Source organism: Rathayibacter sp. AY1F2 (assembly GCF_002930885.1).
Taxonomy (GTDB): Bacteria; Actinomycetota; Actinomycetes; order Actinomycetales; family Microbacteriaceae; genus Rathayibacter.
The window spans coordinates 129,534-156,372 of the sequence record NZ_PSVG01000006.1; the positions used below are offsets into that span (position 1 = coordinate 129,534).

Here is a 26,839-nt window from a genome sequence, read left to right on the forward strand (position 1 = left end):
CGGGAACACCGGAGCCGTCGCGGGCGTTGCCCTCACCATGAGCGTTCCCCTCTCCATCCTCGACCTCGCCCCCATCGCCCCCGGTGAGACCGCTCGCGACAGCTTCGCCGCCTCCGTCGCCCTGGCCCAGGAGGCCGAGCGGAACGGCTACCGCCGCGTCTGGTACGCCGAGCACCACAACATGGCGAGCATCGCCTCCAGCGCGACCTCGGTGCTCATCGCGCACGTCGCCTCGCAGACCTCCACGATCCGCCTCGGCTCCGGCGGCGTCATGCTGCCGAACCACTCCCCGCTCACCATCGCCGAGCAGTTCGGCACCCTCGAGACGCTGCACCCGGGCCGGATCGACCTCGGACTCGGCCGCGCCCCTGGCAGCGACCAGGCGACCTTCCGCGCGCTCCGCCGCGACCCCGACTCCTCCGAGCGCTTCCCGCAGGACGTGCTGGAGCTGCAGGCCTTCCTCGCCGGCGAGTCCCGCATCCCCGGAGTGAGCGCGACGCCCGGTGCCGGCACCCGCGTCCCCCTCTACATCCTCGGCTCCTCGCTCTTCGGCGCGCAGCTGGCCGCCGCGCTGGGCCTGCCGTACGCGTTCGCCTCGCACTTCGCTCCGGACGCGCTGCACCAGGCCGTCGCGGAGTACCGCCGCGGCTTCCGCCCCTCCGAGCAGCTCGACGCGCCCTACGTGATCGCCGGGATGAACGCCATCGCCTCCGACACCGAGGAGGACGCGCAGGAACAGTTCGCGCAGATGAAGCGCGCCCGTTTGATGATGCTGCTGCGCCAGAGCGGGCAGATCCCCGTCGGCCAGACCTTCGACGATGAGGAGCTCGACGCCCTGCTCAGCGCCCCGATCGGCGCCCACGTCGCGAGCATGACCACCTACACCGGTGTCGGCACCGGCGACCAGGTGGCTGACTACGCCGCCGACTTCGCCCGCTCCGCCGACGCCGACGAGGTCATCGTCGCCCACGCGTCGCTGCAGACGGAGGCGCGCCTGCGCTCGGTCGCTCTCCTCGCGCAGTCGAACGCGCGCGTCGCCGTCTGAGCCCGTCCGCAACCGAGGTCGAGCGGCCCGGCACCGGCCTGATGGCCACTGTCGGACGCTCCGGGCCTCGGTTGCGAACGGCCGGCCCTGGGCAGAGTGGGGGTCGGGCGGCGCACATCAGCGGACGCGAGCAGAAGTGAGCCTCTAATGGGGGCCACCTCTCGGGGCACGACCCCGGGAGGAGCGCGTCCGCGGTGCCAGGCTGAGCCCTGTGTCGACGATGACGGGCAAGCGGCGTGAGCCCGGGGACGGCCCTGCGCGGTCAGCGGCCCTGCTGCTGCGGGTCTGCGCGGGCGACCGGACCGCCTTCCGGCAGCTCTACTCGCTCACCGCGGGCCGGGTCGTCTCCGTCGCGGACGCCGTGCTCGACGACCGCGCCGCAGCCGAGGAGGTCGCGCAGGAGGTCTACCTCGAGCTCTGGCGCACCGCGCGCTCGCTCGACCCGGGCCGTCCCGTGCTCGCCTTCCTGGCCCAGGTCGCGCACCGCCGTGCCGTGGACCGCGCCCGGGCGGACCGGTCGGCGCGGCGCCGGGAGCTGCAGTACACGGTCCTCGACCGGCCGCGCGATCACGAGTGGGAGCGCTCGGACGTCCGGCTGGCCCTGGCGCCCGCGGCCGGCGCGATCCGGCAGCTCGCCGCCATCCACCACGACGTCCTCTACCTCGCCTACGTCCGCGGGTACAGCCACTCCGAGATCGCGGAGGAGCTGTCGATCCCGCTCGGCACCGTCAAGACCCGGCTGCGCGACACCCTCATCCGCCTGCACACCCACCTGCAGTCCGCCGGCCCGGCGGATCCGGACGGCGGACCGGGACGGCGCATCCGGCACTGACCGGTGGCGCGAACGCCTCTACGCGACCGGGGTTCCACGCTTCAGGACCGTGTCCGGCCCGCTCAGCCCGCCTGCGTCGCGCCCGAGACCGCGAGCCCGACGATCACCGTCAGCACCGTCGTCCACAGCGCGATCGCGACGCCCTGCCAGAGCAGGATCCGCCCTCGGCCGACTCCGGCGCCCGCCAGCATCACCGCGGTGAAGTGCGTCGGGAGCAGCAGCGGCCCCAGCAGGCTCACGCCCGGGACGCCGTAGCGGGTGAAGGCCCGCTGGAACTTCTCGCGCCGCGGAGTCGTCCGCTTCGCCTCCGAGCGGCCCGTGATCGCCGAGCGGACGCCGGTGCCCAGCAGCACGAGCAGCGCCACGCAGACGAAGTTGCCGATCGCCCCCGCAAGCCCGGCGACGACCGGGTGGATGCCGCCGATGATCCCGATGCTCGCCGCTCCCTCGCCCTCGATGAAGGGGACGGCCCCGGCCGCGGCGACGACGAGGGGCTGCACGAGCTCGGGAACGCGGCCGATCAGGTCCTGGAATCCGAGGATCGCGTCGCTGATGATCGTCATGGTCGTGCCTTCCGGTACGTGGCCCCGGCTCTCGGGACTCCTCCATCCGACCGTGTCCGCGCCCGCTGCGGCAGTGCCGCCGGATCACCGCGTCCCGGGAGGATCGACGGCCCGAGGGGTGACAAGTGTCATGGTCGTAGCCTGGGCCGCATGGTGAACACGACCGAGGCGGATCCGCCCGTGCGCGCAGGCCGCGGCGTCGCCGTGACCTGGTGGTACACCCTCGCGTCGGCCGCCTCCTTCGTGGTGGTCGTCCTGGCCGTCTGGTCCGTGGCGGTGCTGAGCGCCGAGGCCGAGGAGTGGCGGAAGGCCGCCTACTTCCTGGGCGCGGCCGCCTGGGTCGCGGTGTTCTCGCCGACCGCGCTCGCGTACCGGCGCGCCGACCGCGAGGGCCCGGTGCGCCTCCGGGCCGCGCCGACCCTGGTCTTCTGCCTCGGAGTGGCGGCCGCCGCGCTCACCGGCACGGCCGCCGGGAGCCTCGCGCTCGGGCTCTCGCTCGCCGCGACCCTGGTCGCCGTGCTGCCCTGGCAGAGCGGCGTGCGGCTCCGGGTGATGGTGCTCTGCACGATCGTCCTCGCGGTCGCGGCGGTGCTCGAGCAGACGCGCGCGGCGCCGGACGCGTCGGCCGCGCTCTCGACCCTCCTGCTGTTCGCGACACTGCTGCCCCTGACGGTCGTCAGCGCGCTGTGGTGGTGGGACATCGTCCGCGAGCTCGACCGGGCGCGCGCCGCCGAGGGCCGGCTCGCCGCCGCGCAGGAGCGCCTGCTGCTCGCCGGCGACGTGCACGACCTCCAGGGCCACCACCTCCAGGTCATCGCGCTGCAGCTCGAGCTCGCCGAGCGCCTCCTCGGCAGCGACCCCGAGGCCGCTCTCGAGCAGCTGCGCGCCGCCCAGCGCTCGGTCGACGGCGCCCGCACCGGCACCCGCGAGCTGGCGACGCGCTTCCGCAGCGTCCCGCTCGCCGACGAGCTGGCCAACGCCGCCGACCTGCTCCGCTCGGCCGGGCTCCGCGTCGAGCTCGAGGTCGACCCGGCGGCGGCTCACGCGCCGGCCGAGACGCTCGGGCCGGTGGTCCGCGAGACGACGACCAACATCCTCAAGCACGGCGGCGGCTCCAGCGCGCGGCTGCGGCTCGCGCGGGAGCGGGACGAGTGGCGGTTCGAGGCGGTGAACGACCTGGCACCGGACGCGGAGGAGGCGGACGGGACCGGCTCGGGCGTCCTCGGCATGGCGGAGCGGGTCGAGCGCGCGGGCGGGACGCTGCGCGCCGGGGCGGTCCGCCGCTCCTTCGAGCTGGACGCGCGCCTGCCGGTGGGGATCGACTCGTGATCCGGGTGCTGATCGCCGACGACGAGGACATGATCCGCACGGCGCTGGCCGCGCTCCTCCGCCTCGAGGAGGACCTCGAGATCGTGGGCGAGTGCCGCGACGGCGAGCAGGCGGTCGCGGAGGCGCTGCGCCTGCAGCCCGACGTGTGCCTGTTCGACGTCGAGATGCCCGGGCTCGACGGGATCGAGGCGGCGGAGCGGCTGCGCCGGGTCTCGGCGACGCGGGTCGTGGTCGTCACCCGGCACGCGCGGCCGGGGGTCCTGCGGCGAGCGCTCGGAGCGGGCGTCAGCGGCTTCCTGCCGAAGTCGCGCCGGGTCGAGGACGTCGCCGAGGTGATCCGCCAGGTCGCGAGCGGACGCCGCTACGTCGATCCGGAGATCGCCGCCGACGCCCTGGCGAGCACGCGCAGCCCGCTGACCGACCGCGAGCTCGACGTGCTCAGCGCCGGCTCCCGCGGCGAGACGATCGGCGAGATCGGCGCGGCGCTGCACCTCTCCTCCGGCACCGTTCGCAACCACGTCTCGTCGATCCTCCGCAAGCTCGACGTCGACACCCGGCAGCGCGCGGTGATCGAGGCCCGCGAGCGCGGCTGGATCTGAGCGCACGGCGCCGCAACGGCAGCCACTACGCAGGCGTCGTCGCACTCACACTCGAGTGCGACGACTTCTGCGTTCTCGCGAGCGGCGCCCGTCAGGCCGTCGGCGTCCAGATCCGCATCGTCGACGGTCCGCGGTTCGCCCAGCGGTGGTACGGCCGGAACTCCGCCTCGAAGCAGCGCCCCTCCTCCACCGGCACGGAACCGTAGGGCCAGCCGGGAGCCGCCTCCCGCGCCACGAGGGACACGCGCGCTCCCTCCGCCGTCACGACGGGCGGCACCGAGGCGTCGACCGCGATGTGCTCGGTGTCCAGGCCCTCGGGCAGGTCGAGCGACTCGATCGCCAGCACGAACGGCCCGCGCTCGAGGGCGACCTGGCCGCGCACCGCGTCGATCCGGGGATGCGGGGCGACGAAGCGGGCCGTCATCGGCAGCGAGAGCCGCACGGTGTCGCCGGCGGAGAACGCCCGGCGGACGGTGACGGTCGGCGTCGAGACCGGCTCGCCGTCGAGCAGCGCCGAGCCCCGCGCGAACGGCGGCACCCGCAGCGTCAACGCGAACTCCGCGTCCTCGAGGATCCGCACGACGATCTCGCCGTCGGCCGGGTACTCCGTCTCGACGCGCAGCGCGACGCCTCCGGTGCGCACCTCGTACGCGCCGTACTGGTGGAGCTGCACCCCGTCGTCGGTGGCGGTCGCGAAGCCGAGTTCGACGCTCGCGAGGGTGCGGGCGGTGTTGGTCGGGCAGCACGAGACCCAGAACCAGGGCGCGCGGAGGCTGGACTGCGCGCGGTCGGTCTCGCGCGACTCGTCCGGCGCCACTCCGTCGACGCGCTGCTGCAGCGTGTTCGTGTAGAAGAAGGCGCGGCCGTCGTCGCGGGTGGCGGGGAGCACCGCGTTCAGCAGCGTCCGCTCCATCAGGTCCGCGTAGCGGTGCTCGTTCGAGCCGAGCAGGAGCCGCCAGCTGAGCATCGTGGAGCCGATCGCCGCGCAGGTCTCGGCGTAGGCGCGGTCCGGCGGCAGCTCGTAGTCGGCGCCGAACGCCTCGTCCTGGTGGTGCGAGCCCATCCCGCCCGTGACGTAGGTGCGCCGCTCGACGGTCGCCTCCCACTGGCGGCGGACCGCCTCCTCCAGCTCGGCGTCGCCGGTCTCGACCGCGACATCGAGAGCCCCGGAGGCGAGGTAGAGGGCCCGCACCGCGTGGCCGCGCAGCACCTCCGCGTCGCGCACGGGCACGTCGTCCTGGAAGTACTCGGCGCCGAACGCGATCGGCTTCAGCGTCCCCGTCCCGCGCCGCTCCACGAAGAGGCGGGCCAGCTCGAGGTAGCGCTCCTCCCCCGTCGCCCGCGCCAGCTCGGCGAGCGCCGGCTCGATCTCGGGGTGGCCGCACACGGCGACCCTCCCCTCGGGCCCGAACTCGCGGTGCACGTGGTCGGCGAGCCGTCGGGCGACCTGCGGCAGGAGGTCGTCGTGCCCGGTGCGGAGCCGCGCCACGGCGGCCTGGATCAGGTGCCCGAAGCTGTACAGCTCGTGGCCCCACTCCAGGTCGGAGTAGCGCGCACGCTGGCCGGGCCGGCCGAAGCTCGTGTGCAGGTAGCCGTCCGGGTCCTGGGCGGAGGCGACCCGCGCGACGAGGTCGTCGTACCGCTCCTGCAGCCCGGTGTCGTCGCTCCGGCCGAGTTCCCAGGCCATGGCCTCGAGGAGCTTGTAGACCTCGGAGTCCACGAACTCGATGCCCGCGTGCGCGTCGCCGCCCTCGGCGGACGAGATCGAGCCGTCGGCCGCGCGGTCGAAGTTGCCGGCCCAGCCGACGCGCTCGATCCACGAGCGGCAGTGCTCGATGACGGCGGAGGAGTTGAGGTCCTGGTAGTGCTTCCAGAAGCCGCCGGTGAGGCTGATCTCGTCCTGGCGGAGCGGCCGGAGCACGCTCCGCGAGGGGGCGACCGGGCCGCCGAGGGCGGTGGCGGTGGGGGCGGTGAGGGTCACGGTGTCTCCTTGGAGGGACGGGTCAGTCCTTGACGGCGCCGGCGGTGACTCCCGCCGAGACGTACCGCTGGGCGACGACGAGGAGGACGGCTGCCGGGAGCGAGGCGACCACGGCGGTCGCCATGATCGAGTTCCACTCCTGGTTGTTGTTGCCGATGTACTTGTAGATGCCGAGGGTGATCGGCTGGAGCTTCCCTCCGCTGTCGAGCGTCGAGGCGAAGATGAAGTCCGACCAGGCCCAGAGGAACGCGAACAGCGAGACGGTGACGACGGAGTTGCGGCTGATCGGCATGATCACCGAGGTGAAGGTGCGCCAGGCGCTCGCTCCGTCCATCCGGGCCGCCTGGGTGAGCTCGTCGGGGATCCCCGACATGAAGGCCGTGAAGATCAGCACGCCGAACGGCACCGCGATGGTGGAGTCGGCCACGATCAGGCCCGGGATCGAGTTGAGCAGCCCCAGGTTGAGGTAGATGGCGTAGAAGCCCATCGCCATGATGATCGCCGGGATCATCTGCGCGATCAGCAGCACGAACGAGAGGGCCTGCCCGCCGCGGGGCCGCAGCTTCGCCAGCGAGTAGGCGGCGGGAGCGGCGATCGCCACGGTCAGCAGCACCGTGCCGAGGCCGACGACGAGGCTGGTGCCCAGGTAGGGCAGCTGCTCGCTCAGCACCGCCTGGTAGCCGGTGAACGTGGGAGAGAACGGGAACCAGTCCGGCGGATCCTTCCGCATCGAGCCGGTCGGAGTGAGGGAGACGTTGATCATCCAGTAGACGGGGAACAGCATGACCGCCGTGAGGGCGATCCCGACCACCGTCAGGTACCAGGGGCGTCGGGCGGTCACGAGTCGGCCTGCTTCCGCTGGACCCGGATGTACACGAGACCGAAGACGAGGGCCAGGATGATCAGCAGGTTGCCGACGGCCGCGGCCGGTCCGAAATCGGGCAGCATCGAGCCGAAGCCGAGCTGGTACGTCCAGGTGGCGAGCGTGGTCGAGGAGTCGGCGGGGCCGCCCTTCGTCATGATCCAGATGATGTCGAACACCTTCAGCGTGTAGACGAGGCCGAGCAGGATCGTGATCGCCGACACCGGCCGCAGCAGCGGCAGCGTGATCCGCCAGAACTGCTGGGCGCCGGTCGCGCCGTCGAGCGAGGCCGCCTCGTAGAGGTCCTGCGAGATGTTCTGCAGGCCGGAGTAGAGGATCACCAGGTTGAACGGGATGCCGATCCAGATGTTCGCGATCAGGACCGCGATCAGCGAGGTGGTCGGCGAGGTGAGCCAGTTGATCTGGCCGATCCCGAACGACTCCAGGAACGCGTTCACGATGCCGGAGTCGCTGTTGAGCATCCACGACCAGGTCGAGGCCGAGACGATCAGCGGCAGGAGCCACGGCACCAGGAACAGCGCCCGGAGCGTGCTCGCGAGCGGGAAGCGGCGGTAGAAGAACACGGCGAGCGCCAGCCCCAGCGTGAACTGGAAGAGGAGCGAGACGCCGGTGAAGACCGCCGTGTGCAGCAGCGCCGGGCCGAAGGTCGCGTCCTGGAACACCTGGACGTAGTTGTCGAACCAGACGAAGGGCGCGTTCCCCTGCACGAACGAGCGGACCGTGTAGTCCTTCAGGCTCAGCTCGAGGTTGCGGTAGAGCGGGAACGCGTAGAAGACGAGCAGGTAGGCGACGAGCGGGGCGAGGAACGCCCACGCGACCAGGCGGCCGCCTTCGGGGCGCCGGCGGCGCCGACGGCTCTCGGCGGCCGGGGCGGGCGGGGCCGGCGGCTCGGTGCCGCGCCGCAGGAGGCGGGCGGTCTCGGTGGCAGTGGTCATGGTCTCTCCCGTCCCTCCGGCCGGTGCGCGGAGCACCGGCCGGAGGGACCTCGTTCGGGGAGCGGGAGCCCCCGGTCGTCCTACTTCGTGGCGGATTCGGCGGCCGACTGGGCGGCCTTCAGGGCGTCCTCGGGAGACTGCGAGCCGCTGAGCACGGTCTGCACCGCGCCCCACAGCTGCTCCGAGATCTTCGGGTACTTCGTGCCGAGGTCGTCCGAGGTGCGGCCCTTCGCGGCCTGCACGGCGGTGACCCACGGCTCGAGGTCGGCGTTGCCGGCGACCTGCTCCTGCTGCGCCTCGGCCGTCGGCGCGATGTACGAGAGCGTGTTGTCGGTCGTGACCAGGCTCTCCGTCGAGGTCAGGCACTCGGCGATCTTCTTCGAGGTCTCGTAGCGCGCCGTGTCCGACTGCACCGGGAGGGTGAGGAACTCGCCTCCCGTCGGTGCGGGGGCCGCTCCGCCGTCCTTCGACGGGATGGTCAGGACGCCGTAGTCGATGCCCGAGGCCTTCGCGTTGGCCAGCTGCCAGGTGCCGTTCTCGCCGAACGCGTACTCGCCGGTCTCGAACTCCTGCCAGCTCGTGGTCTGCGTGTTGCCGATCACGGAGTTGGGCGCGTAGCCCTTCTCGAGCCAGTCGCTCCAGAGCGAGACGGCGTCGACCGCGGCGGGCGAGTCGAGGTCGGTCAGCTCGGCGCCGGAGCCCCAGAACCACGGCAGGAACTGGAAGGTCCCCTCCTCCGTGCCGATGCCGGAGAACGTGATGCCCTTGCCGCCGGAGGCGGTGACCTTCTCGAGCGCGTCGGTCAGCCCGGCCCAGTCGGTGATGGAGGCGGCGTCCACGCCGGCCTTCTCGAGCACGGCCTTGTTGTAGTACAGCGCGAGCGTGTTGGCGCCGATCGGCACGCCGAAGGTGTCGCTGCCGGTCTGGCCGGCCGCGAGGATGTTCGCGTCGATCCCCTCGGTGGAGAGCCCGGACTCGGCGGTCGTGGTCAGGATGCCCGACTCCGCGAGCGTCGAGACAACGGGGTTGTCGACGAGCAGGAGGTCGGGCGAGTTGCCCTGCTGACCGGCGAGCAGCGCCTTGTTGGTCAGGTCGGTGGTGTCGTAGCCGGTGCGCTCGACGGTGACGCCGGCCTCGGTCCCGCAGGAGTCGATGAGCTTCGCCCAGTCGGACGACTCGTCGAACTGGGGGTACGGGTCCCAGAACGTGTAGCTGCCTCCCGCGGCGGAGCCGGAGTCTCCCCCGGAGCCGCTCGCGCAGCCGGTCAGTGCGGCGGCGGCCGTCCCCAGCAGGACGGCGGCGGCGAGGCCCCGAGCGTGCTTCCTCGTCTTCACGGATGATCCCTTCGTCGTTGACGGATTCCTCGGCAGTCGTCCCGATCGTCTGCGCCGGGCCGAAACTACTTTCTGTCGGGTAAACCTAGGCAGGGGCGGTCAGCGCGTCAAGAGATGCGACCTTTTCGGTCTTTTCGGTTTTTCGCCGGAGTCGTGCGAGGATCGACGCGGCGGCCCGCCGGGCCCGGAACGGAGGCGCGGTGCCACCACGCAAGCCCACCGGCACCATCACGCTCACCGACGTGGCGGCCGCCGCCGGCGTCTCGATCGCCACAGCCTCCAAGGCGCTCAACGGCCGCGACCAGGTGCGCGCCGAGACCCGCCAGCGCGTGCTGGACGCCGCCGAGGCCCTCTCCTTCACCCCGAACCCGTTCGCGCAGGCCCTCAACTCCCGGCGCACGGGCACCATCGGGATGCTCACGAACGACCTCGACAACCGTTTCGTGCTCCCCGTGCTGCTCGGCGCCGAGGACGCGTTCGGCGCCGGATCGACGTCGGTGCTCCTCTGCGACGCCCGCGGCGACTCGATCCGCGAGCAGCACCACATCAAGAACCTGCTCGCCAAGCGCGTCGACGGGATCGTGGTGCTCGGCCGGACGACGAACCCGCGCCCTTCGATCACCCGCACCATCCCGGTGCCGGTCGTCTACGCCTATGCGCCCTCGGAGGATCCGCGCGACTCCTCCTTCACGCCCGACAACGTGCAGGCCGGCGTCCTCGCCGCCCGCCACCTGATCGAGCGCGGACGGACGAGGATCGCCCTCGTCAACGGCGAGCCGAGCTACACCGCCGCGCACGACCGCGCCCGGGGCGTCGAGCAGGCGCTGACGGAGGCGGGGCTCCCGCTGGTCGGCGGCGGCGTCCTCTTCGGGCAGTGGTCCGAGAGCTGGGGCCGCCAGTGCGCAGAGACGCTGCTGCGCGCGCATCCGGACCTCGACGCGATCATCTGCGCGAGCGACCAGATCGCCCGCGGCACCCTCGACCACCTGCGCGAGACCGGCCGGCGGGTGCCGCAGGACGTGGCCGTCGTCGGCTTCGACAACTGGGACCTCCTCGTCGAGGCCGCCCGCCCGCCGCTCTCGAGCATCGACATGATGCTCGACACGCTCGGCCGCGCCGCCGCGGAGGAGCTCTCGAACGCGATCCACGGACGTCCGACCGCGGGCGTGCAGGCCATGCCCGTCCGCCTCGTGCCGCGGGAGTCCTCCGGCTGACGCCGCCCTCCGCGAGAACGCGGACGTCGTCGCACTCGAGCTCCAGAACGACGACTCCTGCGTTCACGCGACGTGCCGACCGGGGCTCGCGGAATCGTATGTTGACGCCGCGCTCTCGGATGTGTACTTTCCAGTTATACGAATAACCGAGACCACGAGGAGGTGGGTCATGGCCGGACGAACGGCGACGATGAGGCAGGTCGCGGAGCGCGCCGGCGTCTCCCAGGCCACCGTGTCCCTCGTGCTCAACAACGCTCCCGGCAACCGCGTCACCGAGGCCACCCGAGCCCGCGTGATGGAGGCGGTCGAGGATCTTGGCTATCGCACCAACGCCTTCGCGAAGTCGCTCCGCAGCGGGCAGTCGGGGATGATCGGCTTCGTCTCGGACGAGGTCGCCAGCTCCCCCTTCGCCGGCCGCCTGCTGAAGGGCGCGCAGATGCGGGCCTGGGAGAGCGGCCACATCATCCTCAGCGTCGACACCTTCGGCGAGCGCGCCCTCGAGGAGTCGGCGATCGACATAATGCTGTCGTACCGCGTGCTCGGCGTCATCTACGCCTCGATGTACCACCGCGTCGTCGAGGTGCCGGAGGCGCTGGGCGACGTGCCCACCGTGGTCGTGAACGCGCAGTCCGCCGGCGGGCGCTTCTCGAGCGTCTTCCCGGACGAGGAGGAGGGCGGGTACACCGCCACCCGCCAGCTGACCGGCGCCGGCCACCGCCGCATCGCCTACATCGACATCCAGCCCGCCGACAGCGACCTCCCCGCGGGTGTCGGACGGCGGGCGGGCTACCGCCGCGCCCTCGAGGAGGCGGGCCTCACCGTGGACCCCCGCCTCGTCCGGCACGGCTCCGGCGGCACCGTCGAGGACGGCCTCGCCCTCACCGCGGAGCTCCTCGACGAGGCCGATCCCCCCACCGCGATCTTCTGCGGCAACGACCGCACCGCCTGGGGCGCCTACCGGGCTCTCGAGGCGCGCGGCCTCCGCGTGCCCGAGGACTGCTCCATCGTCGGCTTCGACGACCAGGAGACCCTCGCCTCCTACCTCGACCCCGGCCTCACGACCGTCGCGCTCCCCCACGAGCGCATGGCCCGCGACGCCGTCTCCCTCCTCCTCGCGGAACCGCGCGAGGAGCCCCGACCCCATCCCATCCATTGCTCACTGGTCCTCCGCGGATCGGTGACGAGTGCAGAGGTGCGCGCATGACGACGATGAAGTCCGCCCCCGGGATCCCCCGGCCACGGCGCCTCCTGAGCCCGAGGCAGCGCCTCGGCTCCGCTGCGAGGCGCGCCCTGCGCTCCTGGCAGTTATACGTACTACTGACCCCGGCGCTCGTCTTCGTGGCGCTGTTCAAGTACTGGCCGATGTACGGCGCCCAGATCGCCTTCCGCGACTACAACCCGTCGCTCGGCTTCTCGGGCAGCCCGTGGGTGGGCCTGGACAACTTCACCCGCTTCGTCTCGTCGTTCCAGTTCGGGCGCCTGATCGAGAACACCCTGACGGTGAACGCCCTGGGGCTGCTCATCGCCTTCCCGGTGCCGATCGTGCTCGCGCTGATCGTCAACCAGCTGCAGAGCGAGCGGTTCAAGAAGTTCACGCAGACGGTGCTCTACTCGCCGTCCTTCATCTCGGTCGTCGTGGTCGTGGGCATGATCCACCTGCTCTTCTCGCCGCGGTCCGGGATCGTGAACAGCGCGATCGTCGCCCTCGGGGGAGAGCCGGTGTTCTTCATGGGCTCGCCGGACTGGTTCCGGCCCCTCTACATCGGCTCCGACATCTGGCAGAACGCCGGATTCTCGATGATCGTCTACCTCGCCGCCCTCACCGCGATCGACCCGGCTCTGCACGAGGCCGCCCGCGTCGACGGAGCGAGCAAGTGGCAGCGGATCCGCCACATCGACATCCCGGGCATCCTGCCGGTGATCACGATCCTGTTCATCCTGGCGATCGGCAATCTCTTCAACCTCGGATTCGAGAAGGTCCTGCTCATGCAGACCGACCTCAACCTCCCGACCTCCGAGGTGATCCAGACCTACGTCTACAAGGCGGGGCTGCAGCAGGCGCAGTTCAGCTACTCGGCCGCCATCGGCCTCTTCAACTCCCTGATCAACCTCGTCCTGCTGGCGACCTTCAACCAGGTCGCCCGCCGTGCGGGCCAATCGAGCCTCTGGTGACGACGCCATGACACAGACCATCCACCCCGACCGCGCCGTCCGCGAGCCGTCGGCACCGACTCCCCCTCGCCGCACCGCCCCGGCGAAGCGCACCGGACGGTACGCGGACCCCGTGTTCAACGCGATCGCGATCGCCGTCCTGCTCCTGGCGATCGTCGCGATCGTCTACCCGATGTACTTCATCGTGATCGCCTCGTTCAGCGAGCCGTCGCAGATCCTCAACGGGAACGTCTGGCTCTGGCCGGCCGGCTTCACGCTCGAGGGCTACGGGCGCATCTTCTCGGACGGCGCGATCTGGCAGGGCTTCGGCAACTCGGTCCTGTACACGGTCGTCGGCACCGCGATCAGCGTCAGCACGATCCTCTGCGCGGCCTACGCCCTGTCGAGGAAGGACCTCTACGGGCGGACCGTCTTCCTCCTGATCTTCATCCTCACGATGTTCATCGACGGAGGCCTGATCGCCCGCTACCTGGTGGTGCGCGACCTCGGGATGCTGGACACGATCTGGGCCGTGGTCCTGCCCGGCGCGGTCGGGGTCTGGAACCTGATCATCGCCCGCGCCTTCTTCGAGAACAACGTGCCGGGCGAGCTGCGCGACGCCGCTCAGATGGACGGCGCGAGCGACTTCCGCTTCTTCTTCAGCATCGTCCTGCCGCTGTCGAAGCCGCTGATCTTCCTCATGATCATGATCCACCTCGTGGCCAACTGGAACGCCTTCTTCGACGCCCTGATCTACCTCGACGACGAGAGCAAGTACCCGCTCCAGCTGGTGCTGCGCAACGTCCTGATCCAGTCCGAGGTCACCTCCGCAGGCGGCTCCGGAGCGATGGACTCCTACGCCGCCGCCCAGCGCCTGGGCGAGCTGATCAAGTACGGAATGATCGTCGTCTCGACGATCCCCCTCTTGATCGTCCTGCCCTTCATGCAGAAGCACTTCACCAAGGGCGCCCTTCTCGGCGCCGTGAAGAGCTGACCCTCCACCCCTCCCGCACCACCCTTTCGACAAGAGGAACACGAACGATGAGACACCGCAGTTTCTTCACCACCACCGCACTCGCCCTCTCCGGCGGACTGCTCCTGGCCGGCTGCACGACCGGCGGCGGGAACGACCCCGTCCAGGACCGCTCGAGCGAGGTCGGCTTCAACGAGACCGGCCTGCCGATCGTCGACGACACGCTGTCGCTGACCTTCGGCGGCACCAAGTCCGCCCTGTCCCCCGACTACTCCTCGATGCAGCTCGTGCAGCAGTGGGAGGAGGACACCAACATCTCGATCGACTGGAAGAACCTCCCCGAGCAGGTCTACGCCGAGAAGAAGAACCTCCTCCTCGCCAGCGACGACGTGCCGAACGTGCTGTTCAACTCGGGCCTCACCGACGCCGAGATCGTGCAGTACGGCGAGAACGGCACGCTCCTCCCGCTCGAGGACCTGATCGAGGAGCACGCGCCGACCCTCTCCGCGATCCTCGAGGACCGGCCCGACATCCGCGCCGCGCTCACCGCCTCGGACGGCCACATCTACACGCTGCCCTCGGTCGAGGAGCTCGGGATCCTCCAGTACCCGAACTTCCTCTTCATCAACACCGCCTGGCTCGACGCGCTCGGCCTCCCGATGCCGACGACGATCGAGGAGTACCGGGCCGCGCTCGAGGCCTTCAGAACCGGCGACCCCAACGGCAACGGCAAGGCCGACGAGATCCCGCTGTCCTTCCGCACCGACTCGTTCTGCGGCAACCCGCACGACCTGATCGCGGCGCTCGGCGGGCAGCCGGAGAACAACGACCACCGCATCGTGGTCGACGGGAAGGTGCAGTTCACGGCCGACACCGACGGCTACAAGCAGGGCGTCGAGGCGCTCTCCGACTGGTACGCCGACGGGCTCATCGACCCCGAGTCGTTCTCGCAGGACGACGTCGCCTTCCTCTCCAAGGGCAAGGCCGACACCCCGGTCCTCGGCTCCTTCTTCTGGTGGGAGGCGTAGGAGATGGTCGGCGAGGACCGCCTCGGCGACTACGCGATCCTCGGCGTGCTCGAGGGCGTCGACGGCGAGAAGCGCGCCAGCGTCACCAGCAACCAGGAGATCAACCGCGGCGCGATGGCGATCACCCGCTCCAACGAGCACCCCGCCGCCACGATGCGCTGGGCCGACCGCCTCTTCGACCCCGAGATGAGCGCCCAGAGCAGCTGGGGACCCCTCGGCGTGACCCTCCAGAAGGACGAGGCCACCGGCCTCCTCGTGCAGATCCCCGCCGCCGCCGGCGAGGCCGAGGGCGAGCGCCGCCAGAAGGTCGCCCCGGGCGGCCCGAAGATCACCACCGAGAAGGACTTCGAGACCGTCGTGGCCCCCGAGCCGCGCGCGAAGGAGCGCCAGGACCTGGTGAACGAGTACTACCTCCCCTACAAGGCGAACGACGCCTACCCGCCGGTGATGCTCTCGAACGACGAGCTCGACCGCGTCTCGTACGCGCTGACCGACATCAACACCCTGGTGAAGGAGAAGTTCGCCGCCTGGATCGTCAACGGGACCGTCGACAGCGAGTGGGACTCCTACGTCTCGCAGCTGGAGTCGATGGGCGCCTCCGACGTGACCGCGACGTACCAGCAGGCCTACGACCGCTTCCAGAACGGCGGCGAGTAGTCCCCGGGGGCGCGGGCGGCAGCCGCCCGCGCCCCTCGTCCGGCCGCACCGAACCCCTCTCCTCAGGAGCCCTTGTGACCATCACCACGACGACCGACGCCTGGCGTCCGTCCGCCCACTTCACCGCCCGATCCACCTGGCTGAACGACCCGAACGGGCTCCTCTTCCACAACGGCACCTACCATCTGTTCTTCCAGAACAACCCGACCGGCAGCACCTGGGGCAACATGTCCTGGGGCCACGCGACCTCGACCGATCTGGTGTCGTGGAGCGAGCAGCCCGTCGCGATCCCCGTCCTCGACGGCGAGATGGCCTTCTCCGGCAGCGCGGTCGCCGACGTCCGGAACACGGCGGGCTTCGCCGGCCCCGGCGAGACGGCCCTCGTCGCGGTCTACACGGCCGCCCGCGACGCCCTCCCGGACGGCACCGGGGCCTCGCAGGCCCAGGCACTGGCCTACAGCGTCGACGACGGCGCCACCTGGACCCGGTACGCGGGCAACCCCGTCCTCGACATCGGCTCCGCGGAGTTCCGCGATCCGAAGGTCTTCTGGTTCGGCGGGGACGACGGCCACTGGGTGATGGTCGCCGTCGAGGCGGTCGACCGCCGCGTCGCGGTCTACACCTCGCCCGACCTGATCGCGTGGACCCGGCGCTCCCACTTCGGCCCCGCCCATGCCACGGGCGGCGTCTGGGAGTGCCCGGACCTCTTCCCGCTGCGCGTGCGCGGCACCGACGAGGTCCGCTGGATGATGATCGTGAGCCTCAACCCGGGCGGCATCGCCGGCGGCTCCGGCAGCCAGTACTTCCTCGGCGACTTCGACGGAGCCGAGTTCACCGCCGACCGGATCAGCTCGTCCGAGGACCCCGCCGACTACGACTGGCTCGACTACGGCCGGGACTACTACGCGGCCGTCTCCTTCAACGACGCCCCCGAGGGCCGCCGCCTCACGATCGCGTGGGCCAGCAACTGGGACTACGCGAACGAGACGCCCACCGGCCCGTGGCGCTCGTCGATGTCGCTCGTGCGCGAGCTCGACCTCGTCCGCGGGGCCGACGGCCGTCTCCGCCTCGCGCAGCGGGCGGTCCTCCCGACCGGGCCGGCGTCCCGCGACGTCCGCGTCTTCGACGTCGACGTGTCCCGCCTCCCCGGCGACCGCACCGAGCTGCGCCTGCTCACCGGCACGACCGACGACGAAGTGGTGCTCACGGTCGACGGCGACGAGGGAGTGCTGACCTGCGACCGCACGCGCAGCGGCGCGGTGGACTTCGCGGCGTCCTTCCCCTCGGTCGACTGGGCTCCGCTGCCCGGGCCGGACGAGTCGGGGCGGATACCGGTCCGCATCGTCGTCGACGCCTCGGTGGTCGAGGTGTTCCTCGGCGGGGGTCTCAGCACCCTCACCCAGCTCGTCTTCCCGTCGGCGCCGTTCACGACGCTGCAGGTCCGCGCGGCGGCGGAGTGAGCGGGCCCGGCGCGGGCTCCGGCAGCGGCCCCGGCTCGGACTCCGGCTCTCGCGTCCTCGTCGTCGGCGAGACCGTCGTCGACGTCGTCGAGCGGGACGGGAGCCGGTCGGAGCACGTCGGCGGCTCGCCCGCGACCGTCGCCGTCGCCCTCTCCCGGCTCGGCCGCTCCGTCCGCTTCGCCACCGCCCTGGGCGACGACGAGCGCGGACGCCGGGCCCGGGCGCACCTGGAGGAGTCCGGAGTCGCGGTGTCGGCGCCCGCGCGCGGCACCACGTCGACCGCGGCGGCGGTCATCGGCGCCGACGGGTCGGCCCGGTACGAGTTCGACCTCAGCTGGGACCCGGACCGCATCGATCCCGACGGAGCCGTGCACCTCCACACCGGGTCGATCGCCGCCTTCCTGCATCCCGGCGCAGACGCGGTCGCGGACCTGCTCGACCGTCTGCCGCCCAGGACCTCCGTCAGCCTCGACCCCAACATCCGGCCCGAGGTGCTCCCTGCGCGCGCTGAGGTCCACCGCGTCCTCGAGCGGCTCCTCCGGCGCTGCGATCTGGTGAAGCTGAGCGACGAGGACGCCGAGTGGCTCCACCCCGGCGACTCCGTCGACGCCGTCCTCGACCGCCTCCTGGCCGCCGGCCCTTCGCTGGCGGTCGTCACGCGGGGCGGCGAGGGCATGGTCCTCGCGTCCCGCCGGGCCCGGGTCGTCGTCCCCGCCTCCCGCATCGCCGTCGCGGACACCATCGGCGCCGGCGACACGGCGATGGCCGGGCTGATCGACGCCCTCCTCGACAGCGGGACCACCGCTCTCGACGAGGACTCCCTCCTCGCGGCGGGCCGGTGGGCGGCCCGGGCGGCGGGAGTCACCGCCTCCCGCATCGGCGCGGACCCGCCCCTCCGAGCCGAGCTGGCCGGGGTCTGACGGCCGGGCGGAGCGGACCCCGGCATCGAGCGGACGCGCGCGTTCCGAGCAGAGCGGTCGCGCACTCCTCGCATGCCGCCTTCCGCCCCGAGACACTGCCCCTACCGCGATGTCCCGGCGATCGGAGCGGCGTCTCGACGCACGAGCGGGCCCGACGGCACCGGGGTACTCCCGTGTCAGGAGCAGTGCGTGCTCACCCGGACGCGCACCCGCCTCCCTCCCAGACACCGCCCCGCATCCGAGACACCGCCTGCTCAGCGGTGTCCCGACACTCGGAGCGGCGTCTCGACGCACGAGCGGGCCTGCGCGCATCGGCGAGGACACCCGAGAGACGGGCGGAGCGCGATCGTGGGCGCAGACGTGCGCCGGACCCCTCGGGAGTCCGGCGCACGGCCTGGCGGTGATCAGCTGCCGGTGCGCTCACCGCGGCGTCGGAGGGTGAGGAGCATCAGACCGCCGCCGACGAGGGCGAGCAGGCCCAGCACTCCGGCGGTCGCCGTAGCTGCGGCGTCCACTCCGGTCGAGGCGAGAGCCGGACCGCGGGGACCGTTCGACCCGGACACGGGAACGACCGCGGCGTGGGAGGGCGCCGGTCGCGGCGCTGTGGTCGCGGTCGGAGTCGGCGAGGCCGTGGGCGTCGCGGTCGGCGTGGTGGTGGGGGTCACCGTCGGAGTGGTGGTGGGAGTCGCCGTCGGAGCCACGGTCGGGGTCACCGTCGGCGTGGTCGTCGGCGTGACCGTCGGAGCCGCGGTGGGCGCGATCGTCGGAGTCACCGTCGGAGTGACGGTGGGCGTGACCGTCGGAGTCACCGTCGGAGTGACGGTGGGAGTCACCGTCGGAGTGACGGTGGGAGTCACCGTCGGAGTGACGGTGGGAGTCACCGTCGGCGTCACCGTCGGAGTGACGGTCGGAGTCACCGTCGGGGTGACGGTGGGAGTCGCGGTCGGCGTGACCGTCGGCGTCACGGTCGGCGTGACGGTAGGGGTCACCGTCGGCGTGATGGTCGGGGTCACGGTCGGCGTGACCGTGGGCGTCACGGTCGGCGTGACCGTGGGCGTCACGGTCGGCGTGACCGTGGGCGTCACGGTCGGCGTGATCGTCGGCGTCACGGTCGGCGTGATGGTCGGCGTAGCCGTCGGCGACGGTCCGCCGTCGGAGGGCTCGCAGCCCGGCTCGGTGAAGTCGTTGGAATCGAGCGTGACCGCTCCCGTGCGGGCCAGTGCGCGGCCCTCGACGGAGACGCCCGTCGTCACCGTGATCGAGGCCGAGGCGAGCACGGAGCCCACGAAGTCCGAGTCGGTGCCGAGCGTCGCGGAGCTGCCGATCTGCCAGTAGACGTTGCAGGCCTGCGCTCCGTTGATCAGGGCCACCGTGCTCGACGAGGCCGTCGTCAGCGTCGACGCGGCGCGGATCACGAAGACCGCCTCGTTGACGCCCTCGGCGTCGAGCGTGAGCGTCCCCGTCACTCCGACCGGTCCGGCCGCGGTGTAGACCCCGGGCTTCAGCGTGCTGCCGCCGATCTCGGCGCCGATCTGCGCGGTCGTCGCCCGCGAGGCGAGCTGTCCGTAGGCGGTGCCCACGTCGGCCTGGGCCTGAGCCGCCTCCGCGTCTCCGCGGTGGGTCACTCCGTCCGTCCGTCCGGGCGGGAACCCGGTGACGGCGGTCAGCGGGCTGACCCCGACGCTCTGGTCCAGGACGCTCGACCCCGTGTTCGTCACGGTCGACGCGGCCAGGACCGAGTAGTCCTCCGCCGTGCCGAGGTCCGGAGCCGTGGCCGCCTGCGCCGAGACGCCGGCGAAGAGCGCGGCGCCCACGACGGCGAGGACGACACCCGTCCCGATCGCCCCTCTTCTGCGGTTCTGCCGATGACGGCGGAGCGAGGTGCGAGAGGACACGTGCGGAACGAGGCCAGCGATCTGCCCACGTCAGCGTGAGCTCAATAACCCGAGGTGGGAGGCTCGGACCGTAGGTCGCGCTCCTCGCCCGTGTCTACGCCGCGACCCTGACGGGGGGCAGGATCCGCCGACGGCGTCCCCCGACCCGGGACATGCCCGCCACTGGAGTCCTCGCGCCGGTGACGGCGGACCCGGCCGGCGGAGCGGATCAGCGGTGCCGCCCGCGGCACCCGAACCGGTCGGAGTGCCGTGCGTCCCGGAGCCCTCAGCCGAGAGCCGCCACCCGCTCGATCACGCCCTCGCCCAGCCGGGCGACGTACCCCTCCGGATCCGGCCCGGCCGGGGCCAGCTGCACGTGGTCGATCCCCAGCGCCGCGTACTCCTCCATCGCGCGGACGAAGCCGTCGGGGTCGCCGATCGGATCGCCGCCCCCGGTGATGGTCTTCGTGATCGTCGCGTAGTCGCGCCCGAGGTCGTCGCAGTGCCGCTTCAGCACGTCGAGCTTGTGCGCCACGTCGTCCGCGCCGGTGCCGAACAGGTTGCAGGCGTCGCCGTACTGCGCGACCAGCCGCAGCGTCTTCCTCTCGCCGCCGCCGCCGATGAGGATGGGCGGGCCGGGCTGCTGGATCGGCGCCGGGTGGTTCAGCGTCTCGGCGAGCCGGTAGTGCATCCCCTCGAACGGCCCGTCGTCGTCGCTCCACATCTGACGGCAGATCCGCAGCGTCTCCTCCAGCCGCTCGAACCGCTCCTTCAGCGGCGGGTACGGCACGCCGAGCCCGAGGTGCTCGCGCTCGTACCAGGCGGCGCCGATGCCGAGCATCGCGCGCCCGCCGGAGAGCACGTCGAGGGTGGTGACGATCTTCGCGAGCAGTCCTGGATGGCGGTACGTCACGCCGGTGACGAGGAGCCCCAGCCGCATCCGCTCCGTCCGGCCGGCGACGAAGCCGAGCGAGGTGTATCCCTCGAGCATCGGATCCTCGCTCGTCGCGAAGTGCTCCATCTGGAAGTAGTGGTCCATCAGCGTGAACCAGGCGCAGCCGACGTCCTCGGCCGTCCGCGCGGTCGCTCCGAGGATCGGCGCGATCTGCGCACTCCCCCCGGGCAGAGTGAAGTTCATGAAGTGAATGCCGAGCTGCACGCGCGTCTCCTGTCGTCCCGGGGTGTCCAGGAGCCAGTGTGCGCCGAGCCACCGCTCAACACGCCGACGCGCCCGCCTCTGAGCGGCGTCTCATCCGTTCCGCGGCGTCTCGGCCGATCGCACCCGCCGAGGCGCGGCCGCGCTCACTCGCAGACGCGGAAGCGGTTCCGGTCGAACCCGACGACGTCGCCGACGACGAGCTGGCGCCCGCGGCGCAGATCGACTTCGCCGTTGACGGTCACCATCCCCTCGGCGACCGCCTCCTTGGCCTCGCCGCCCGAGAGGATCCCCGCGAACTTGAGGAACTGGCCCAGGCGGATCGACCCGCCGCCCAGCGGGACGTCGACGGGCTCGGGGACGGCAGCGGCGCCCTTCACGTCTGTGAACGCGCCCGCGAAATGTCGCCGCAGGCCCCCTGGATCAGCGGGTTTCCCACGTAAGTGTCGCCGCAGTTTCCAGCACAACGTGTCGCTCCGAACCTGCCCGCGTGATTCCGCGGATCTGAGGCCTCGATGGGGTCATTCGGTGGCCCCTCGCCGCGCAGGAAGTGCCCGGCGGCCATACGAGGTCGGGTTGGCACAGACTTCGGGTTCAGTCTCCACGAAGCCTTCCTCGGCGTCGCGGTCGGCGTCGGAGCTGCCGCCCTGCGCGGCCTGCTCGAACGGGCTGGCTGCCGGAAAAGCCGCAACAAGCGAGGCGTCAGGGCGATGTCGGTGCGGCTGTTTCGCATGCATGCCTGCGGGCGAAGCACTAGAGGGCGTTCTTCGTGGTCGCCAGGTACTCCGGCGTGGCGAGCGCTTGCATGGAGAACCAATGTGTCGCCTCGAGGCTCGCCTCCAGGTGTCGCCAACCGTTCGAGACGAACGAGCTCGTCTGCGCGCCGGTGAACATATAGACGACGGCTCGAGCGGCAGTCGGGATATCGACCTCGGCGCGAAGATTGCCTTCAGCTCGTGCCTGTTCGAGAAACAACGCTATCGCGTCGAGCCAGACTCGATCCGGCAACTTCGCAACGCCGGGGAATTCAGATGAGGCTTGTGCGACGAGACGCAGGCCTGCTTGCGCCGTTGGATCGTGCTGCACTGCTCTCGCGAGGGACCGGGACAGCGTGAGCAGTGAAGCGAGGCCGTCGTCGCCCGACTCCAGAATCGAATCCCGGAGGAGGATGAAGCCCTGGTCCTGGCGGCGGATGATCTCCTCCGCCACCTCGATCTTGCCCCTGCGGAAATGAAAGTAGAAACCACCCTGCGTGACGGATGCTGCTTCTAGGATATCGGCGACGCGAGCGGTCGAGTAGTGCAGGCGCGCAAACACCTTCGCCCCACCGAGAACAATCGCCTCTCGTGTGGCGATCCCGCGTTCCTGTTGTGCCACGCGCACCTCCGACTGATCCCAAAGCCACTCTATCGGCCCATGGTTCAGCGTCTCTGCCGTCTGGTCCCCGTTCGGGAGGGTTCACGCTGAGTAGCCGAACGCCGCGCTGGCGCTCGCACCGTGCTCGGATGTCGAGACCAACCTCACGTCGCGGAGGGTTCGGCCGCCGATGACGACCTCGGCGTTCCTGCGCACGGACGTGCGAGCGGAGAATCGAGCCTGGCCGCCGGACGGAGCGGGCGTCCGAGAGACGGAGGCGCGCCTGAGCCAGAGGTTCGGTACAGCGGAGCGGCTGGTGTCATTGACGGCGTAGATGAGGACTTGCGCCAACTGACCGAACATGACGAGTTCATCGACGGCGTCAAGGCGGGGCGGGGCGGCTGAGTACCCTGCCTGGGATGATGTGACGGAATGGGACGTCTCGAGGTGTCCATCGACGAGGTCCACGCGATCGACGTGGGACGACATCTGGATCGAGTCGCCTGCTGCCGCATGGGTGAGGCCGGGTGCCGCCTCGGCTGCGCCCGGTCGGGCTCGGCTCGGGGCGCACTCCAAGTCGACGTTCAGTCCGCCGATACAAGCCCGCAATGACTTGGTGCTGACGAGCGGTCCGCCGTGATCGGTCGTGATGCCGATGGGGACAGAGCCCACATCAGTCGTCGCCACACGTCCGGCGACGACTGAGAACCCTGTGACATCGAACGGCCCTTCCCACCAAGCGCCGCGATTCGTGTTCTCACACAGGCTGATGGTCTTCAGCGCCAGGCTGATCGCATCGATAGAACTGAGATGCACCTCGCGGGGATCTCCTGCCGCGTCCAGCGACCAGCGGGGCGGATAGATCGCCTACTTAACCGCCGAAAGTCGGATCCTGTCACCGTCGACGTGTTCGGCCACCTGGCTGACGGTATGCCTGATGTGTCGATGACCCGAACCGAAGTATCGGCCGGACTCCTTGCCGAGTATCTCCTTTAAAGGCCGCCCATCAAAGTGGTGCATCTCGTCCCTTCGGATCTTCTGATCGGTCTGGTGATATGTGCACGCCTGGAAGGTGTCTCGCCGGATTCGATCCCAGGATCTCGAGCGGCGTCATGCACCCGGACCGTGCCTCGGCTGCGAGGGCTGCCGGTACTTCCAGGTAGATCGCAGCCGCAAAGGCTGTTCCAGACCCAGCAGTCAGAACGAACGATGCACGATCGCCGGCGCTGCCTTCCACGGTGACTCGGAGACGCGGCTTGATGATGGTGCTCGCGGTCGACGTGAGCATCCGAGGCCGCGTTCGCCGATGTGATGGAAGCCTGAGAGGGCGAACTCCGTGCAGCGAAGACAGCACTCGCAGGAGCGGGAGTAGCAGGAGGAGCTGGCCGCGAGGCAACCCGAGCTCGGCGAACACCTGGATGTCGGTCGCCGCCGTCGTCCTCCGCAGAGCGAACAGGTCGCCGGTGTGCAGTGTCAGGTGAGAGCTCGTCTCAGAGGTCTCACCTGCTCTTCCACCTCTCAGCCTGACCAGCGTCCCGGACCGGAAGCGCCAGCTTCCTGAAGCGAGAACTGCCTGCGACGAAGCTGTGACGCCTGGTGACTTCGAAGTCCTGCCACTCGCGAGGCTCGTCAGGCTGACTTTCTGCGGCTGGTCTATCGTTCGGAGCGCATGCTCGGCGAGCACTTCGGCCAGATACGTGCCGAACCCCGCGCCGGGTACCACGGCGATGCCGCATTCTCGCCAGTGGGCATCCCGTTTCCACGCGTACTCGTGTGTGCGGCCCTCATTCGACAGGTCAGCGTGGGAGACGCAACCTTCCGCGCTGGCCTCCATGAGCGGCTGCGCGGTGGAGGACTATGGTCCGGCTGCGTTGATCACCCCGCTGACGCCGTCGAGGTGTTGCGTCAGGGAGCTCGCACGCTGCCGGAGGTCGAGCTGCATCCTCGCGACGCCGTACCGGTCAGCCAGCATGTCGAGACTCGCGCCGTCGCGCCCGGCGAGGAGGAACGGCATGCCCCGGCGCCTTGCCTGCATCGCGAGTTCCGCTGCAACCGAGCCCGTGCCGTAGATCAGCCAAGGTGTCACCGGATCGACAGGGATGGTGCTCTCCCGGAGTGCATCGTGCTGGACGCTAGGGGAGGGGCGCTGCTCGCCGGTCGTCGTCGACGCCCGGCGGGGGGACCTGGCGTGCCGCGCGCACGGCGATCGCGCTTCCGAGCAGCACGAAGATCAGAAACGCCGACAGGCCTGCGAGCACGAACGCGTTCGAGTGCGTGGGGTCGACCACGAGGCTGAGCGAGCCCCCCGTGACTGCCAAGAATGCGCCGATCCACACGCAGGGTCGGGCTGCCTGATGGCCCCGCTGCCAGGCTTCATCGGAAGCCATGACCGAGGCTGCTCTGATCCCGACCAGGTTGTTCGGGCCGAGTCGCCCTCGGGCGGCGCATTCGACGGCTGCGACGACGGCAGCAGCAGCGAACACGAGGACGAGCACTCCGAATACCATGAACCAAACATACATGCACGGTTGTATGTCGTCGTTCGCGCCGTCGGTCGTCGCGCCAATTTTCGCGCCTAGAAACAAAGCACCGTACATGTTTGGTTTGATTCGACGAGTCTGCGAAGTGCAGCTCGCCGTCTATTCCGTGGTTGCCCTGGGCGTATCCGAACAACCCGGTGACCCACTGGAGCTCTATCGATCGAAGTTCATCGATGTTGCCAGGAGCGCCCTTGACCTATTGATCGAGTGACGCGACATCTCGGATTCTCGACAACCGGTTCGGATCCGTTCAGAGCACGGCGCGGCTGGCGTTCACCTGCTGTTCCGGTGAGGCGGCGTGTCCGATGATGGCATCCCCGCTGAGGAGCGCCGACAATTTCGATGCAAGGAGAGCGCTTCGGCAATTGGCTCACCGGCAAGTGTGGGGAGTGGCCGAGATCGATCCGACGCCGATTGTATTCGGACGCGATCGGAAGCAGTCTGCCGTCATCGATGCTATTGCACGGCACGCTGAACAGTACGGTTCCAGCCGCAGTTCGGTCTTGCCTCGGTGCCCTTACATGCACCTCGCACTGAGTAGGTCAAATCGGGAAGATCATGACCGGGATTCGCCCCTGTCGGTAGCACACGTCAGACCGCCGGGATGTCGGCGAAGCGCGAGAAGTGGCCGTGGAAGCCCACGGTCACCGTGCGGGTCGGGCCGTTGCGGTGCTTGGCGACGATGAGGTCGGCCTCGCCCGCGCGCGGGTTGTCCTTCTCGTAGGCGCTCTCGCGGTGCAGGAGGATCACCATGTCGGCGTCCTGCTCGATCGAGCCGGACTCGCGGAGGTCCGAGATGGCGGGGAGCTTGTCGGCGCGCTGCTCGGGGCCTCGGTTCAGCTGCGAGAGCGCGATGACCGGCACCTGCAGCTCCTTCGCGAGGAGCTTGAGGGCACGCGAGAACTCCGAGACCTCCTGCTGGCGGCTCTCGACCTTCTTGCCGGAGGTCATCAGCTGCAGGTAGTCGATGACGACCATCTTGAGCCCGACCCGCTGCTTGAGCCGGCGGCACTTCGCCCGGATCTCGACGAGGGTCATGTTGGGCGAGTCGTCGATGTAGAGCGGCGCGTCGTTGATCCGGCCGCGGGTGGAGGCGATGGTCGTCCAGTCGCGCTGGTCGACCGTGCCCTTGCGCATGTGCTGCAGCGGCACGGACGCCTCGGCCGAGAGGAGGCGCATCGCGATCTCGCTGCGCCCCATCTCGAGGGAGAAGAAGATCGTGGCCATGTTGTGCTTGATCGCGGCGGCGCGGGCGAAGTCGAGCGCCAGCGTCGACTTTCCGAGCGCGGGGCGCGCGGCGACGATGATCATCTGCCCGGCGTGGAAGCCGTTGGTCAGGTCGTCGAGGTCGGCGAAGCCGGTGGGGACGCCGGTGAAGCTGCCGTCCTTGTGAGCGGCCGCCTCGATCTCGTCGATCGCGACGGTCACCGCGTCGGTCAGCGGGACGTAGTCCTCCGCCGTCTCGGAGCCGGTGACGTTGTAGATCTCGGCCTGCGCCGTGTTGACGAGGTCGAGCACCTCGCCCTCGCCCTGGTAGCCCATCTGCGCGATGCGGGTGCCCGCCTCGACGAGGCGGCGCAGCAGAGCGCGCTCGGCGACGATGGAGGCGTAGTAGCCCGCGTTGGCCGCGGTGGGGACCATCGAGGTGAGCGTGTGCAGGTAGTCGGCGCCGCCGGCCCGCTGCAGCTCGCCCTGCTTCGTGAGCTCGTCGGTGACCGCGATGACGTCGGTGGGCTCGCCGTGCGAGTAGAGGGCGAGGATCGCGTCGAAGACGATCTCGTGCTTGGGGATGTAGAAGTCGGTGCCCTTGACGCTCTCGACGACGTCGGCGACCGCGTCCTTCGAGAGCAGCATGCCGCCCAGCGCCGACTGCTCGGCGAGGAGGTCGTGCGGAGGGGTCCGCTCGTTCCCGCGCGACTCGCCGCGGTCTCCGCGACCGTCCCGTCCGTCCGAGCCGGGTACCGCCAGGTGCGCGATCGTCATGCCTTCGCCTCCTCCTGTCGGGTGCT

At 70.6% G+C, this 26,839-nt stretch carries 25 protein-coding genes; 12 read left to right on the top strand and 13 right to left on the bottom strand.

The window, feature by feature from the left end; translation table 11 throughout:
- The first annotated feature begins 37 nt into the window (after positions 1 to 37).
- Together C5C54_RS07050 and C5C54_RS07055 are read left to right on the top strand one after the other, a co-directional pair.
- Positions 38 to 1,045, top strand: a complete 1,008-nt coding sequence (locus C5C54_RS07050) for an LLM class flavin-dependent oxidoreductase (protein WP_104247036.1) — start codon at positions 38 to 40, stop codon at positions 1,043 to 1,045.
- Positions 1,046 to 1,265: 220 nt separating this feature from the next.
- Positions 1,266 to 1,877 carry a sigma-70 family RNA polymerase sigma factor gene (locus tag C5C54_RS07055; RefSeq protein ID WP_258063255.1) on the top strand — a complete coding sequence of 204 codons (612 nt, stop codon included), beginning with the start codon at positions 1,266 to 1,268 and terminating at the stop codon, positions 1,875 to 1,877.
- A 62-nt stretch (positions 1,878 to 1,939) separates the two neighbouring features.
- On the opposite strand, the gene C5C54_RS07060 is transcribed toward C5C54_RS07055, so the two are convergent.
- Positions 1,940 to 2,440, bottom strand: coding sequence for a small multidrug efflux protein (locus C5C54_RS07060; RefSeq protein ID WP_104225805.1), 501 nt, complete (start codon positions 2,438 to 2,440; stop codon positions 1,940 to 1,942).
- 150 nt (positions 2,441 to 2,590) lie between these two features.
- Between C5C54_RS07060 and C5C54_RS07065 the strand changes: the two genes are divergently transcribed.
- Both C5C54_RS07065 and C5C54_RS07070 read left to right on the top strand, forming a co-directional pair.
- Positions 2,591 to 3,769, top strand: a complete 1,179-nt coding sequence (locus tag C5C54_RS07065; protein WP_104288043.1) for a sensor histidine kinase — start codon at positions 2,591 to 2,593, stop codon at positions 3,767 to 3,769.
- Positions 3,766 to 4,368, top strand: coding sequence for a response regulator transcription factor (locus C5C54_RS07070; RefSeq protein ID WP_104222701.1), 603 nt, complete (start codon positions 3,766 to 3,768; stop codon positions 4,366 to 4,368). The genes C5C54_RS07065 and C5C54_RS07070 overlap by 4 nt, the downstream gene beginning before the upstream one ends.
- 91 nt (positions 4,369 to 4,459) lie before the next feature.
- Here the strand turns inward: C5C54_RS07070 and C5C54_RS07075 are convergent, their stop codons facing one another.
- The 4 genes from C5C54_RS07075 to C5C54_RS07090 all read right to left on the bottom strand — a co-directional run bounded on the left by C5C54_RS07075 (position 4,460) and on the right by C5C54_RS07090 (position 9,501).
- The gene (locus tag C5C54_RS07075; protein ID WP_104288044.1) at positions 4,460 to 6,349 is read right to left on the bottom strand and encodes a glycoside hydrolase family 127 protein; all 1,890 of its coding nucleotides are present in this window, start codon (positions 6,347 to 6,349) and stop codon (positions 4,460 to 4,462) included.
- Between the two features lie 22 nt (positions 6,350 to 6,371).
- The gene (locus C5C54_RS07080) at positions 6,372 to 7,190 is read right to left on the bottom strand and encodes a carbohydrate ABC transporter permease (RefSeq protein WP_104222699.1); all 819 of its coding nucleotides are present in this window, start codon (positions 7,188 to 7,190) and stop codon (positions 6,372 to 6,374) included.
- On the bottom strand, positions 7,187 to 8,167 hold the full coding sequence (locus tag C5C54_RS07085) for a carbohydrate ABC transporter permease (protein ID WP_104247032.1): 981 nt from the start codon (positions 8,165 to 8,167) through the stop codon (positions 7,187 to 7,189). Before C5C54_RS07085 ends, C5C54_RS07080 begins: the two co-directional genes overlap by 4 nt.
- A gap of 80 nt (positions 8,168 to 8,247) precedes the next feature.
- Positions 8,248 to 9,501 (bottom strand): extracellular solute-binding protein, encoded by a 1,254-nt coding sequence (locus C5C54_RS07090; RefSeq protein ID WP_104225801.1) that lies wholly within the window; start codon positions 9,499 to 9,501, stop codon positions 8,248 to 8,250.
- Positions 9,502 to 9,701: 200 nt separating this feature from the next.
- On the opposite strand from C5C54_RS07090, the gene C5C54_RS07095 reads away from it, so the two are divergent.
- The 8 genes from C5C54_RS07095 (at position 9,702) to C5C54_RS07125 (ending at position 17,904) form a co-directional block, all read left to right on the top strand.
- Positions 9,702 to 10,715, top strand: coding sequence for a LacI family DNA-binding transcriptional regulator (locus C5C54_RS07095; RefSeq protein ID WP_104225800.1), 1,014 nt, complete (start codon positions 9,702 to 9,704; stop codon positions 10,713 to 10,715).
- A 169-nt stretch (positions 10,716 to 10,884) separates the two neighbouring features.
- Positions 10,885 to 11,919, top strand: coding sequence for a LacI family DNA-binding transcriptional regulator (locus C5C54_RS07100; RefSeq protein WP_104288045.1), 1,035 nt, complete (start codon positions 10,885 to 10,887; stop codon positions 11,917 to 11,919).
- Positions 11,916 to 12,887, top strand: coding sequence for a sugar ABC transporter permease (locus C5C54_RS07105; RefSeq protein ID WP_244229528.1), 972 nt, complete (start codon positions 11,916 to 11,918; stop codon positions 12,885 to 12,887). The genes C5C54_RS07100 and C5C54_RS07105 overlap by 4 nt, the downstream gene beginning before the upstream one ends.
- A 7-nt stretch (positions 12,888 to 12,894) precedes the next feature.
- A complete protein-coding gene (locus C5C54_RS07110; protein WP_104288046.1) occupies positions 12,895 to 13,860 on the top strand; it encodes a carbohydrate ABC transporter permease in 966 nt (321 codons plus the stop codon).
- Between the two features lie 47 nt (positions 13,861 to 13,907).
- The gene (locus C5C54_RS18260) at positions 13,908 to 14,867 is read left to right on the top strand and encodes an extracellular solute-binding protein (protein ID WP_258063249.1); all 960 of its coding nucleotides are present in this window, start codon (positions 13,908 to 13,910) and stop codon (positions 14,865 to 14,867) included.
- Positions 14,868 to 14,870: 3 nt separating this feature from the next.
- The gene (locus tag C5C54_RS18265) at positions 14,871 to 15,524 is read left to right on the top strand and encodes a hypothetical protein (RefSeq protein ID WP_258063250.1); all 654 of its coding nucleotides are present in this window, start codon (positions 14,871 to 14,873) and stop codon (positions 15,522 to 15,524) included.
- Positions 15,525 to 15,598: 74 nt separating this feature from the next.
- Positions 15,599 to 16,984, top strand: coding sequence for a glycoside hydrolase family 32 protein (locus C5C54_RS07120; protein ID WP_104288047.1), 1,386 nt, complete (start codon positions 15,599 to 15,601; stop codon positions 16,982 to 16,984).
- Positions 16,981 to 17,904, top strand: coding sequence for a PfkB family carbohydrate kinase (locus C5C54_RS07125; protein ID WP_104288048.1), 924 nt, complete (start codon positions 16,981 to 16,983; stop codon positions 17,902 to 17,904). Before C5C54_RS07120 ends, C5C54_RS07125 begins: the two co-directional genes overlap by 4 nt.
- A gap of 404 nt (positions 17,905 to 18,308) precedes the next feature.
- Here the strand turns inward: C5C54_RS07125 and C5C54_RS18270 are convergent, their stop codons facing one another.
- From C5C54_RS18270 to dnaB, 8 genes are all read right to left on the bottom strand, one after another.
- Positions 18,309 to 19,799, bottom strand: a complete 1,491-nt coding sequence (locus tag C5C54_RS18270) for an ice-binding family protein (protein ID WP_258063251.1) — start codon at positions 19,797 to 19,799, stop codon at positions 18,309 to 18,311.
- Between the two features lie 265 nt (positions 19,800 to 20,064).
- The gene (locus tag C5C54_RS07135) at positions 20,065 to 20,937 is read right to left on the bottom strand and encodes an LLM class F420-dependent oxidoreductase (protein WP_258063252.1); all 873 of its coding nucleotides are present in this window, start codon (positions 20,935 to 20,937) and stop codon (positions 20,065 to 20,067) included.
- A 143-nt stretch (positions 20,938 to 21,080) separates the two neighbouring features.
- Positions 21,081 to 21,314, bottom strand: a complete 234-nt coding sequence (locus C5C54_RS07140) for an RNA-binding S4 domain-containing protein (protein ID WP_104281893.1) — start codon at positions 21,312 to 21,314, stop codon at positions 21,081 to 21,083.
- Positions 21,315 to 21,687: 373 nt separating this feature from the next.
- Positions 21,688 to 22,311, bottom strand: a complete 624-nt coding sequence (locus tag C5C54_RS07145) for a TetR family transcriptional regulator (RefSeq protein ID WP_104288050.1) — start codon at positions 22,309 to 22,311, stop codon at positions 21,688 to 21,690.
- Positions 22,312 to 22,392: 81 nt separating this feature from the next.
- Positions 22,393 to 23,106 carry an AvrD family protein gene (locus C5C54_RS07150; protein WP_104288051.1) on the bottom strand — a complete coding sequence of 238 codons (714 nt, stop codon included), beginning with the start codon at positions 23,104 to 23,106 and terminating at the stop codon, positions 22,393 to 22,395.
- A gap of 1,039 nt (positions 23,107 to 24,145) precedes the next feature.
- A complete protein-coding gene (locus C5C54_RS07155; protein WP_146078803.1) occupies positions 24,146 to 24,376 on the bottom strand; it encodes a hypothetical protein in 231 nt (76 codons plus the stop codon).
- A gap of 46 nt (positions 24,377 to 24,422) precedes the next feature.
- A complete protein-coding gene (locus C5C54_RS07160; RefSeq protein WP_181127859.1) occupies positions 24,423 to 24,797 on the bottom strand; it encodes an SdpI family protein in 375 nt (124 codons plus the stop codon).
- Between the two features lie 624 nt (positions 24,798 to 25,421).
- Positions 25,422 to 26,813, bottom strand: coding sequence for a replicative DNA helicase (gene dnaB, locus C5C54_RS07165; RefSeq protein WP_104225797.1), 1,392 nt, complete (start codon positions 26,811 to 26,813; stop codon positions 25,422 to 25,424).
- Positions 26,814 to 26,839 lie beyond the last annotated feature (26 nt).

What these genes read in the sequence shown, in the direction of transcription:
- C5C54_RS07100 (WP_104288045.1), top strand. Translation starts at nt 10,885, where the DNA reads ATGGCCGGACGAACGGCGACGATGAGGCAGGTCGCGGAGCGCGCCGGC.
- C5C54_RS07110 (WP_104288046.1), top strand. Translation starts at nt 12,895, where the DNA reads ATGACACAGACCATCCACCCCGACCGCGCCGTCCGCGAGCCGTCGGCA.
- C5C54_RS18265 (WP_258063250.1), top strand. Translation starts at nt 14,871, where the DNA reads ATGGTCGGCGAGGACCGCCTCGGCGACTACGCGATCCTCGGCGTGCTC.
- C5C54_RS07105 (WP_244229528.1), top strand. Translation starts at nt 11,916, where the DNA reads ATGACGACGATGAAGTCCGCCCCCGGGATCCCCCGGCCACGGCGCCTC.
- C5C54_RS07065 (WP_104288043.1), top strand. Translation starts at nt 2,591, where the DNA reads ATGGTGAACACGACCGAGGCGGATCCGCCCGTGCGCGCAGGCCGCGGC.
- C5C54_RS07055 (WP_258063255.1), top strand. Translation starts at nt 1,266, where the DNA reads ATGACGGGCAAGCGGCGTGAGCCCGGGGACGGCCCTGCGCGGTCAGCG.
- C5C54_RS07060 (WP_104225805.1), bottom strand. Translation starts at nt 2,440, where the DNA reads ATGACGATCATCAGCGACGCGATCCTCGGATTCCAGGACCTGATCGGC.
- C5C54_RS07085 (WP_104247032.1), bottom strand. Translation starts at nt 8,167, where the DNA reads ATGACCACTGCCACCGAGACCGCCCGCCTCCTGCGGCGCGGCACCGAG.
- C5C54_RS07050 (WP_104247036.1), top strand. Translation starts at nt 38, where the DNA reads ATGAGCGTTCCCCTCTCCATCCTCGACCTCGCCCCCATCGCCCCCGGT.
- C5C54_RS18260 (WP_258063249.1), top strand. Translation starts at nt 13,908, where the DNA reads ATGAGACACCGCAGTTTCTTCACCACCACCGCACTCGCCCTCTCCGGC.
- dnaB (WP_104225797.1), bottom strand. Translation starts at nt 26,813, where the DNA reads ATGACGATCGCGCACCTGGCGGTACCCGGCTCGGACGGACGGGACGGT.
- C5C54_RS07160 (WP_181127859.1), bottom strand. Translation starts at nt 24,797, where the DNA reads ATGGTATTCGGAGTGCTCGTCCTCGTGTTCGCTGCTGCTGCCGTCGTC.